Here is an 11664-nt window from a genome sequence, read left to right on the forward strand (position 1 = left end):
TCCCTCTTGCTGTCTACAATACCCGCATGAAGTTCCCCTTCCTCAGGCCTCCCGTCGCGGCCCGACCGGCCCTCGCCCTGATCTGCATCGCCGCCTTGGCCACCGCTGTGCCCGCGCGCGCTCAGGAGGGCGACGGCGAACCCGCGGCCGCCAAGCCGCCCTCTCCGCCCGGCCGCTGGGAAACCAGCCACTCGATCGAGGTCGGCGGCGAGGCGGTGGAGTACGACGCCGTCGTCACCGGCATCCAGCTCGACAACGACGACGGCGCCCCGGCCGCGCAGCTCTGGTACACGGCGTACTTCCGGACGAACGGCGCGTCGCCGCAGGAGCGCCCCCTGGTGTTCTCCTACAACGGGGGCCCCGGCTCGGCGTCCTTCTGGTTGCACATGGGGATCATGGGGCCGCGTCGCGTGGTGACCCCCGATGTCGGCCCGCAGGGCGCACCGCCCTACCCTCTGGAGGACAACGCCTGGACGATCCTCGATATCGCCGACATCGTCATGGTCGATCCCGTCGGCACCGGCTTCAGCCACACCCTGGGCGAGACTCCCGGCTCCGACTACTGGGGCATCGACGAGGACGCGAAGTCGCTTGCCCAGTTCATCCGGCGCTTCCTCAGCGCGCACGACCGCTGGAACTCGCCCCGCTACCTGCTCGGCGAGAGTTACGGCACCACTCGATCGGCCGTCCTCGCCAGCCACCTGCAGCGCGCGAACATCGACCTGAACGGCATCGTCCTGGTCTCGGCGGTCCTGCAGTTCAACACGATCCAGTTCGCGCCCGGCGACGACCTCCCCTACATCGTCAACCTGCCGTCCTACACGGTCGCCGCCCGCTACCTGGACGCGCTGCCGAAGAAGACCCCGGCGGACCTCGAGACCCTGATGGCCGAAGTCGAGGAATGGGCGCTCACCGAGTACGCCACCGCGCTGCTCCGGGGCAGCACGCTCGACCCGGACACGCGCGCCCGAGTGGTCGACCGCATGCACCGCTACACCGGGCTCTCGCGCGACTTCATCGAGAAGTCGGACCTGCGGGTGACCGCTCCGGCCTTCGAGGCAGAGTTGCTGCGCGACGAAGGCAAGGTCGTCGGCCGGCTGGACGCCCGCTTCACCGGCCCCGCCGGAGACACGCTGGGCGCCCGGCCTTCCCACGATCCGCAGTCCACGGCGATCAGCTCGGCCTACACGTCGGCGTTCAACAGCTACCTGAGGAGCGAACTCGGCTACGACGGCGACCGCGAGTACGTCCCGAGCGGCGGCGTCCGCGACTGGAACTGGGGGCGGGTGAGCGCGGGCCGCTTCTCGCGCGGCGACGGCACACCGAACGTCGCTCCCGACCTGGCCGCCGCCATGCGCCGGAATCCGGCGCTCGAAGTGCTCCTGATCAATGGCCTGTACGACCTGGCGACGCCCTACTTCGCGGCTGTCTGGACGATGGACCATATGGGTCTGCCGCCGGAACTCAGGGCGAACATCCACCGCGAGGACTTCGCCGCCGGGCACATGATGTACGTGGAGCAATCCCTGCTGCCCCAGTGGAAGGAGACGCTCGACGCCTTCGTCCTGCGGACTTCGGGCAGCGGAGCGCGGGACGCCGAGTAACCGGCGCGTCTCGCCCACCCGTTCCCGTCCCGGAATCGACGGGACTGATACAGTGTTACAAGTTCGTCCGCACCGGAGCCTAGCTCGTGCCATCCGCCATGAAGCCCGATCTCAGAGTGGTGCTGGCGCTCCTTAGCGCCGCCGCGCTAGCGCTGCCTGTGGCGGGCGTCTCTGAAGAGTCGGGCGAGACAAGCGAGGCGGCGCCCCTGGCGCTCACGCCGTCCGAGTACAACAACACGGTCGCCGACCTGCTCGGTTTCCCCAGAGACGGAGAACAGTGGCCAAGGCGACCGGCCGTCGCGGACCGGATCAGCCCGCGGCGCACCGCCAGCAAGGGCGTGTTCTCGCCTCCCCCGCCGCCCGATCCCTGGCCATGGCCGTTCCCGGCCGAGCCCGGCGCCGACGGCTTCGAGGGCATTGCACAGGGCCAGAGTCCATCTTCCTACCAGGTGGAAGAACTCCACCTCGCCGGGATGCACTTCGGGGCCTTCGCCCTGCTCTCGCCGACCTTCTTCAACTGCTCAGGGTGGTCCGACCTGCCGGCCGCGGAGCGCGAGGCCTGCGCCGCCAGGAGCATTCTCCGCTTCGCCGAGCGGGCGTATCGCCGGCCGCTGCGCGACGGAGAACGCGGTCGGATCGAGGCGTTCTGGCAGGCGCAGATCGCCACTCAACCGATCAACGAGGCGGTGGCGCTCACCGTCGCCGGCATCCTTCAGGCCCCGGCATTCCACTTCAAGCTCGCGCCAGGCGCGACCGACGCGACGCAGCTCGATCGATGGCAGTTGGCCGCGCGGCTCTCCTACTTCCTCTGGGACTCGATACCGGACGAGGAGCTGTTCCGTGCCGCAGCCGCAGGTGAACTCGAGACGGCGGAGGGCGTCGAACGGCAGGCACGGCGCCTGCTCGACGATCCGAAGGCCCGGCCGGCCGTCGTCCACTTCCACCACCAGTGGCTCGGCACTGAGCAGGTCCTCCTGATCGCGCCCGCGCGTCGCGCCTTCGGACCGCGGTTCGGCATTTCCCGAACACTCAAGAACGCGCGCGACGACGACACGAAGTGGCCGGCGATCATGGGACCGATCCGGCACTCCATGAAGCTCGAAACCGAGCTGTTCGTCGAGGAGGCGATCTTCGACCGCGCGGGCACTTTCACGGAACTCATGACCGGCAACCACGGCTACATGTCGCGCGGCACCGCGCCGATCTACGGCGCAACGACGACTGCGGACGAAGGGCGCGCCGCCGTGACACGGCAGATCGAGTACGTCTCCGTATCGATCGGACGCAAGAAACCGCTCACCCTCGATCCGGTCGTGCTGGACCCCAGCCAGCGGGCAGGCGTGCTGACCCTGCCGTCGGTTCTGGCCATCGGCGCCTACGCCGTGCAACCTGGCCCGATCCCCCGCGGCGTGCGCATCCTGGAACGCGTCGCCTGCATGGAAATGGGCGATCCGATCGAAGGCGTCGAGAGCGCGCTGCCGCCCGACGCGCTCGGCGTCGAGAGCACGAATCGCGAACGCACGGCCGCCGCCACCAAGCCGAGCGAGTGCAACTCCTGCCACCGCCGGATCAACCCGGCCGGGTTCGCCTTCGAGCACTACGACGCGATGGGCGCCTGGCGCGCCGAGGACAACGGACAGCCGGTTGACGCCAGCGGCTCGCTCCGGCTGCCCGGCGCCGAGGAACTCACGTTCGCCGACGGCGTCGAGTTCGCGCACGAGCTGGCGGCGAGCCGCCGCGTGCGGGACTGCTACGCACTCCACTGGACGCGCTACGCACTCGGCAGCCACCTGGCGAGAAACGCACCCGGGCTCGAACCGATCCAGGAGCGCTTCCGAGAAAACGACTCGGTCAAGGAACTCCTCGTCTCCATCGCCACCAGCGACCTCTTCCGCGCTCGTTCCGCCGGGGTAGGCTTCGAAAGCGGCCCATGATCTCGAGACGCCACCTGCTGCAACTCGGAGGGCTCACCGCGCTCGGCACCGGCTGGCCGGGCGGCGCCCTGCGCGCGCTGGCCCAGAGCCCGGCCCAGGTCCGCCGCCTGATCCTGATCAGCCACTGCCACGGCTGGCCCTACGCCACCTGGAAGATGCGCCCGGACGGCGTCTCCGAGAGCGAACCCTGGTCTGTCGACCTGGAGCAGATCCCGGAGACGGCATTCAGCCGGCCCCTGGCTCCGCTCTACGAGCACCGTCGCCGCATCCTCGCCCTGGACGGCCTGTCCCTGGCCACCGCGGAGCTCGACGGCGGCGGCAACCGGCACGACCGCGGCTGGGTCCACGCCTGGACCGGCAACAACGCGGACTTCGGCGCCCGCGACACCCGCTCGAGATCGGCCTCCCTGGACCAGCTCGTCGCCGCGCACCTGGCCCGGGCGGACCGCCTGCCGTCGCTGGAGGTCTCGGTCGACGCCGCGCTCGAAGCGGGCCGGCCGATCAGCTACAACAGCGGCGGCGTGCGGCTGCCGGCAGAGAACACGCCGCTACGGGCCTGGAACCGGGTCTTCGGACCGGCGTCCTCGGGCGACACGGTCGGCGCGTACCGGCGCAGCACGCTCGACTTCGCGTACCAGGAGTACCGGGCGGTCGCCGCTCGCTTCGACGCCAACGACCGTGCCCGGCTCGAGTCCCACTTCGGCCTGGTCGACCGGCTCGGCCACCGGCTCGAGGGCCTGGCGACCCTCTCCTGCGACGCGCCTCCCCGGCCCGCCGCATCGTTCGACCGCTACGACCTGCAATTCGACGCCTTCGCCGACATCATCGCCGCCGCCTTCAGTTGCGACATCACGCGGGTCGTCTCGTTCTCCCTTGGCGAAATGCCGACCGCGGAGTTCGGCGCCGACCACATCAGCGACAAGGTGCACAAGGGCATCGCCCACTACATCCACGAGGATGTCCGCAAGCACGATGCGATGACGCACTACGCGGCCTACCACGGCCAGCAGGTCGCCCGTCTCGTCAGCACCCTGGAGTCGATCCCGGACGCGGGCGGTGGTTCGCTGATGGACAACACGCTGATCGTCTGGGGCTCCGAACTCGGCGACGGCTGGCACGGCTACCGCAACTACTGCCCCGTCCTGATCGGCGGCTCCTGGGCCTTCGACACCGGCCGCTACCTGCACTGGCCCCACGAAACACCTGCCCAGATGCGGGTCCCGGCCCAGGTGGCCCCCGGCGGCCTCACGCGATTCGCCGGCGTCCCGCATCAGCACCTCCTGGTCAGCATCGCCCGCGCGATGGGCCTGGACGTCAACCACGTCGGCCTCCACCACGCCTACGGCCAACGCGGCGACCACATCTCCCTCGTCGGCCCCCTCGCCGGTCTCAAGGCGTAGCGCACGCGACGCGACGGCGTCGGTGGCACCCGCCTGCTGGGAGGTCCGGAGGGGAGGGGGCTCCCAACACGGCCATGGACTGGTCAGTGGCCCAATGACGAAGCCGAGCCAAGGCAACGCCTCCCAGCCTGCCGGGGTCCGAGGGGTCTGCCTCCAGGTGGCTCGGAACGAGCGACGGCCGACGACCCGACAGTGACCTACGCCCAACCGGAGCGAGTGGAGTGCAGTGAGCGCAAGCCCCTCGGTCGTCCGACCAAGCGCGAACGGCACCTGGAGGTAGACCCCTCGGACCCCAACAGGCAGGCGGGTACAACCGAGGCCCGTTCGGACGACGCTCCGCCTACTGCGGCAGCGCGAAGGCGAGGAGCTCGGACTTGCGCGGCGGGTGGCGCGGTGTTGGGCGCGTCGCGCCGGCGACGGCCACGGCTTCGACGGGGGTGCCGGGGCCGGGGCGTTCGCCGCCGCCGGCGATGAGGATGTACTGGCGGCCTTCGTGCATGTAGGTCATCGGGCCGCCGTGAAGGCTGCGGTCAACTTCGAGCTGGGCCAGGAGGTCGCCGGTCGCCTTGTCGAAGGCGACGAGGTAGCTGCCGTTCGCGGAGCGGTCGCCGAGTTCGTCGACGATCGGTTCGATCGAGATGACCAGGGTCTTCGTCACCAGGACGCCGCCTTCGGTGACGACGCCGTCCTGGGGCGGTGTGCCGAGCCGGCCCAGGTTCAGGTGCCTGATCGCGGGGTGGTCGCGGGGCCCCTCCCCCAGCGGCACCTGCCACAGCATCTCGCCGCGGTTCATGTCGAACGCGGTGATTCGCCGGTAGGGCGGCTTGAGCAGGGGCAGGCCCTGGACCTTGGGCATCGGCCGGCGATTGATCGAGTACCGCCAGTCTGAGCGTGCCGGGTCGGGGGGCGAAAGCGAGATGGCGCCGGGCCTCGTCAGCGAGGGCACGTAGAGGATGTTCGTCTCCGGGTCGAAGGAAGCGCCGGTCCAGTTCGCGCCCCCGCCTGGGCCCGGATTCTGGAGGTAGGCCCGCTTGCCGTCCTCGCCGTGAACGATCGGCGGCGTGAAGACGGGACCGATCACGTAGTCCCGGATCACCTCGAACGCCTCGGCGCGAAGCTCGGGCGTGTAGTCGATCAGGTCGTCGTAGTCGATGCCGAGGGTCTCGAACGGCGGCGGCCTGGTCGTGAACGGCTGCGTGCGGGACAACTTCTCGCCCGGAATCCGCGAGTGGTAGTCGACCGGCGCCTCGACGATCGGCCAGACATGCTCCCCGGTCGCCCGGTCGAACACGTAGGTCATCGCCACCTTCGAGACGACCGCCACCGCCTTGATCTCCCTGCCGTCGACCGTGACGTCGATCAGGTTCGGCGCGGAGGCCAGGTCGTAGTCCCAGACGCCGTGGTGGATCGTCTGGAAGTGCCAGACGACCTCGCCGTTGCGGGCGTCGAGGCAGACGATCGACTCGGCGTAGACGTTGTCGCCGTGGCGGTCGCCGCCGTAGTAGTCGTTTGTCGGCGTCCCGAACGGCAGGTAGACGTAGCCGAGTTCCTGGTCGGCGCTCATCATCGACCAGACGTTCGTGTTGCCCATCTTCCGCCAGGACTCGTTCTCCCAGGTCTCGAGGTAGGGCTCGCCCTCTCGCGGCACGGCGTGGAACGTCCACTTCAGCTTGCCGGTGCGGATGTCGAAGCCGCGCACGTCTCCGGGCGGGTTGTTGTTGCGGAGCGGAAAATCGAAGACCGTGGCCCCGACGACGATCGTGTCGGCCACGACGACCACCGGCGCCGTCCAGTTCATGTTCCGGTTCGCCCGCCCCGGAAGAAGGCCCTGCATCAGGTCGACGACGCCCTCCTCGCCGAACTCCGGATCCGGTCGGCCGGTCTTCGTGTCGATCGACACCAGCCGCCCGCCGCGGGTCGCGATCAGGATCCGCTCCGCCTCGCCGTCGGTCCAGAACTCGATGCCGCGGATCTGGACCAGGGAACCCCGCTGCTCGATCTCCCAGTCCCTCGGATCGTGCCGCCACAGCAACTCGCCGGTCGCTGGGTCCAGCGCCGCGACCTGACCAAGGTTCGTCGCGATGTAGACGACGCCGTCGATCATCAGCGGCATGCTCCGGTAGGGCCCGGGCGTCTTCTCGGACACGTCGTTCAGCAGGACATCGGCCGACTCCCAGCGCCAGGCGACCTCCAACCGCGAGAAGTTGTCCCGGTCTATCTGGTCCAGAGGCGAGTACCGGGTGGAGCCGCTGTCGCCGCCGAAATGCCGCCACTCCCCGCCTTGGGCGCCGTGCTGGGCGACCGCCGGCGCGGCGACGAACACCGCCAGAACAACGGCGCAACCCGCGCCAACCCGCCGACCGAAACTCGACATCCGCACCCCCGTGTCTTGGATCGGCGCATCCTACCCGGTGGCGGGTGTCGGTGCGCCGGCCTTCTGGCCGGCATCCGGTAGTAGGCTCCGCCGACCCCGATGACCGCGAACACGACAGCCATCTCCTCCGTCACCGCCCGCGAGGTGCTCGACAGCCGGGGCAACCCGACCGTCGAAGTCGAAATCACCCTCGAAGGCGGCGCCCGGGGGCGCGCCATCGTCCCCAGCGGAGCCAGCACCGGCCGACACGAGGCGGTCGAACTGCGCGACGGCGACGCGGCGCGCTACGGCGGCAAGGGGACGACCGCCGCCGTTCGGCACGCGAACGGCGAGATCGCGGCCGCGGTGCGCGGCCTCGACGCCGCCGACCAGGCTGAACTCGACCACCTGCTGGCCGAGCTCGACGGAACGCCCAACAAGGGCCGTCTGGGCGCCAACGCGGTGCTCGGAGTCAGCCTCGCCGCGGCCCACGCCGTAGCCGCGGCGCGTGGCCTTCCCCTCTACGCCTCGCTCGGCGGAAGCGATGCCCGCACGCTGCCCGTGCCGATGCTCAACATCCTGAACGGCGGCCAGCACGCCGCCGGCTCGACCGACTTTCAGGAGTTCATGGTCATGCCCACCGGCGCCGGCTCCTTCGCCGAGGGCCTGCGCTGGGGCGTCGAGATCTACCACCGGCTGCGCGCGATCCTCCACGACCGCGGCTTCTCCGTCGCGGTCGGCGACGAGGGCGGCTTCGCGCCCGCGCTCGGCGGCAACGAACGCGCGGTCGAAGTCATCCTGGAGGCGATCGAAGCGGCCGGTCGCCGGCCCGGGGACGACATCCGGATCGCGCTCGACCCGGCGACCAGCGAGCTCTACAACGACGAGACAGGGCGCTACAGCCTGGCGATCGAGGGCCGCGAACTCGAGAGCGGCGAACTCGTCGACCTCTGGGCCGACTGGTGCCGAAAGTACCCGATCATCAGCATCGAGGACGGCCTGGCCGAGGACGACTGGACAGGCTGGAGCGAACTGTGCCGGCGTCGCGGAAACGACGTGCAACTGGTCGGCGACGACCTGCTGGTCACGAACATCGATCGCATCGACCGCGCGATCGAGGAACGCGCCTGCAACGCCTTGTTGTGCAAGGTGAACCAGATCGGCTCTCTGACGGAGAGCAGGGCCGCGGTCCAGCGAAGCCGCTCGGCCGGCTGGGGCGTCGTCATGAGCCACCGCTCCGGCGAGACGGAGGACGTGACGATCGCCGACCTCGCCGTCGCCTGGAACACCGGACAGATCAAGACCGGCGCGCCCGCCCGCAGCGACCGGGTCGCCAAGTACAACCAGCTCCTCCGGATCGAGGAACAACTCGGCGACCGCGCCGTCTATCCCGGCCTCGACGCGTTCCCGCATCGGCGATCGGCGTAGCCAGTCCCAGGACGTCAGGCGCCGCTCAGAAACACCGCCACATCCGCCACGTTCGTTCCCGTCGCTCCGGTCCGCAGCAACGCGCCGCCGGCATCCAGCGCGCGGTAGGAGTTGTTGTCCTCGAGCGCTGCGACCGGATCGACACCGGCGCGTTGGATGCGGCGTATCGTCGACGCGTCGACGACGCCACCCGCGGCATCGGTAGGGCCGTCACGGCCATCCGTACCAGCGGCGAGGAAGACCCAGTCGTGGCGATCGGCGAGCGAACCTTCCTCTGCTTCGAGCGCGAAAGCGAGGGCCAACTCCTGGTTGCGGCCGCCCGTGCCGCTGCCGCGGACGGTGACCGTCGTTTCGCCGCCGGCGACCCAGGCGCGGAACGGCGTGGCAGCGAAGCGTGCCGCGAGCATCGCACCGACTTCTCGTGCCTCGCCTTCGAGAGGCTCGGGCTCGACTTCGACACCCTTGCCGCAGACCGCGGCCATTGCCCCCACGCTGGTTCGGTTGCCGCCAACGATCCGGTAGACCGCCTCGGTGAAGATCGGATCGCCCGGTTTCGGCGTCTCTTCCAACTCGCCGCGGATGCCGGCCTCGAATCGTTCCCTTACGGACGACGGACACGTCTCCAGCACGTCGCACCGCTCCAGAACCGCGAGGGCATCCGCAAACGTCGACGGATCGGCAGCCGTCGGACCGCTGCCGATGACGGACGGATCGTCGTCAATCACGTCGGACAGGGCCAGCGTCACTACGCGGGCTGGGCGCAGCTGGCGCAGCAGTCCTCCTCCCTTGGTCGTCGACAGGTGCTTGCGCACCGCGTTCAGTTCATGAATCGTGGCTGCACCTCGGAGCAGTTGGCGCGTCACCTCCAACTTGTCCGCCAGGGCGATCCCGGCAGGGGGTGCCGGCAGCAACGCCGACGCACCGCCGGAAATGAGAACCAGCGCCAGATCATTCGCTCCAAGAGTTCCCGCACGCCGCTGGATCTCGCGCGCCGCGGCGAGGCCCCGCTCGTCCGGCAAGGGGTGTCCCGAGCGTAGCGCCTGGAACCGGGCACGGCCTCGCTCCGCCTCGTCGTGTGTCACGAGCAGGACGTCCGAGGCATGGACCCGGTGCCCCAGCCACTCGACCGCAGCTTCGGTCATCCCGAACGCGGCTTTCCCCACCGCCAGCACCGCCACGCGGCGTCCGACCACGGTGGGCAGATCGAACTCTTCGAGCGCCAGGGAAGTCGAGGCAACCGGATCGGCTGCCGCGACGCCGGCGAGGAAGGCCTCCGCGGCCCGCTGTCTGAGAGCCTCCGTCACACGCCAAGGATACGGCGTCTGGATACCGCTGGCGGTAGAATGGCCGCCCAGCCGGGGACGCCATGGACTTCTCTCAAGCGCCGCCTTCCGCCGCCTGCAGGATTGGCTGGCAGTCCCCGACGCCGGTTCCGGAGGGTCACAGCTTCAATCGCTTTCTCAAGGCCACCGGCGGTCGCCTCCAAGCCCACGGCCTCGAACTCGCCGCCTTTTTCGAGCCGGATCGAGTTGCCGCGACCGGACTGCCGGCCGAGGCGATGCCGAGTCCGCTGGAGATCGCCTTCCTGCCGAACATCCGTGCCCAGGTGGCAGCAATGGATCACTGCTTCCGGCGCGCCATCGACGAACTCGGCTACCCCGTACCGTTCCACTTCGCCTTCGCCTCGAAGGCGAACACGGCGGAGGAGATCGTTCGTTCGACGCTGACTGCCGGCGCACACCACGAGATGTCGTCCGACGTCGATGTCGAGATTGCGCGCCGCATGATCCGGGCCGGGCTGCTGCCCGAGGATCGGTTCGTGCTCGCGAACGGATTCAAGGGGCCTGGAAGCGCCTACGCCCGCAACCTCCTGGAGCTAGGGCGCGAACATCCGCGGGTGGTCCCGATTCTCGAGGACGCCTCGGAACTCCAGGGCTTCATCGACTCGGGCGCGGAGTTCGAGTTCGGTGTTCGGATCAAACGGCCGCGGGAGGCGAGCGGGGCCGGCGACCGGGACTCGCGCTTCGGCGTCGACACTGATGAAGCGGAACGTCTGGCAGCCCAGATCGACAAGGCGTCCGGAGCACGTTTCGTTCTCCTGCACGCGATGTTCGGTTCGCCCAGTGACACACCGGCGGAGTTCGCTGCGGCCCTCGAGCCCGCCCTCGATCTCTACGCAAGGCTCGGCGACCGACACCAGCATCTGCGCTTCTTCGACTTCGGTGGCGGCGTACCGGGACGCACCACTCTCGACGACAGCTTCGACTACGACCGCTTCGCCCGGCGACTGCTTGAGTTGGCAGTCGAGCGCTGCGCGGCGCACGGCACCAGGCCGCCGGAACTGATCGGCGAGTTCGGCCGCTACACGGTCTCGGAACACGCGGCGCACCTGTTCCAGGTCATCACCGTCAAGGAGAACGGTGCAGCGCTTCCGTGGTACCTGGTCAACGGCTCGATCATGACGTCCTTCCCGGACACCTGGGCACTCGGCGAGCACTTCATCTGCCTGCCGCTCAACCATCTCGACCGCCCTTTCCGCCGTGTGCGCCTGGGCGGCGTCACCTGCGATCGCGACGACGTGTACCCGCCTCGCGGCAGCGCCGTGCCCCTCTTTCTCCCGGACCTGACCACGGCCGAACTGCGCGAAGACCCCCTTCACGTCGGCTTCTTCGCGGTGGGCGCCTACCAGGAGATGCTCGGCGGCGTGCGGGGCAGCAAGCACTGCGTCCTTCCGGAGGCCACCGAGATCCTGATCGACCGGAACGGAGATGGAGACCTCGTCTGCGATGTCCTTCCGGGCCACACGACCGAGGACGTGCTGCACAACCTGGGTTACGGACGCCCGGGGCGCAAGAACCCGCCTCGGACCGCGGCGCCGATGCCGCTCGGCTGAACGTGCCCGTGCCCAGGAACCTGGAATGCGCCGCCCTTGCCCTTGCGCTTGC

General features: G+C 69.5%; 7 protein-coding genes. 5 read left to right on the forward strand and 2 right to left on the reverse strand.

All coding sequences use genetic code 11. From position 1 onward, the window contains the following. Positions 1-26: 26 nt before the first annotated feature. From OXG83_09080 to OXG83_09090, 3 genes are all read left to right on the forward strand, one after another. On the forward strand, positions 27-1604 hold the full coding sequence (locus OXG83_09080; GenBank protein MCY3965180.1) for a hypothetical protein: 1578 nt from the start codon (positions 27-29) through the stop codon (positions 1602-1604). A 98-nt stretch (positions 1605-1702) separates the two neighbouring features. Beyond that, a complete protein-coding gene (locus OXG83_09085; protein ID MCY3965181.1) occupies positions 1703-3538 on the forward strand; it encodes a DUF1592 domain-containing protein in 1836 nt (611 codons plus the stop codon). Further along, a complete protein-coding gene (locus tag OXG83_09090) occupies positions 3535-4938 on the forward strand; it encodes a DUF1552 domain-containing protein (protein MCY3965182.1) in 1404 nt (467 codons plus the stop codon). Before OXG83_09085 ends, OXG83_09090 begins: the two co-directional genes overlap by 4 nt. Positions 4939-5278: 340 nt before the next feature. On the opposite strand, the gene OXG83_09095 is transcribed toward OXG83_09090, so the two are convergent. After that, positions 5279-7312, reverse strand: coding sequence for a PQQ-binding-like beta-propeller repeat protein (locus OXG83_09095; GenBank protein MCY3965183.1), 2034 nt, complete (start codon positions 7310-7312; stop codon positions 5279-5281). 99 nt (positions 7313-7411) lie between these two features. On the opposite strand from OXG83_09095, the gene eno reads away from it, so the two are divergent. Continuing rightward, positions 7412-8719, forward strand: a complete 1308-nt coding sequence (gene eno, locus OXG83_09100) for a phosphopyruvate hydratase (protein ID MCY3965184.1) — start codon at positions 7412-7414, stop codon at positions 8717-8719. A gap of 14 nt (positions 8720-8733) precedes the next feature. Here eno and OXG83_09105 read toward each other — a convergent pair whose 3' ends face one another. Further along, complete coding sequence (locus OXG83_09105; protein MCY3965185.1) at positions 8734-10023, reverse strand: DUF4147 domain-containing protein; 1290 nt, start codon at positions 10021-10023, stop codon at positions 8734-8736. 62 nt (positions 10024-10085) lie between these two features. On the opposite strand from OXG83_09105, the gene OXG83_09110 reads away from it, so the two are divergent. Further along, on the forward strand, positions 10086-11612 hold the full coding sequence (locus OXG83_09110) for an arginine decarboxylase (protein MCY3965186.1): 1527 nt from the start codon (positions 10086-10088) through the stop codon (positions 11610-11612). The last annotated feature ends 52 nt before the right edge of the window (positions 11613-11664 follow it).

It is taken from the genome of Acidobacteriota bacterium, from assembly GCA_026707545.1.
Lineage (GTDB): Bacteria > Acidobacteriota > Thermoanaerobaculia > Multivoradales > Multivoraceae > Multivorans.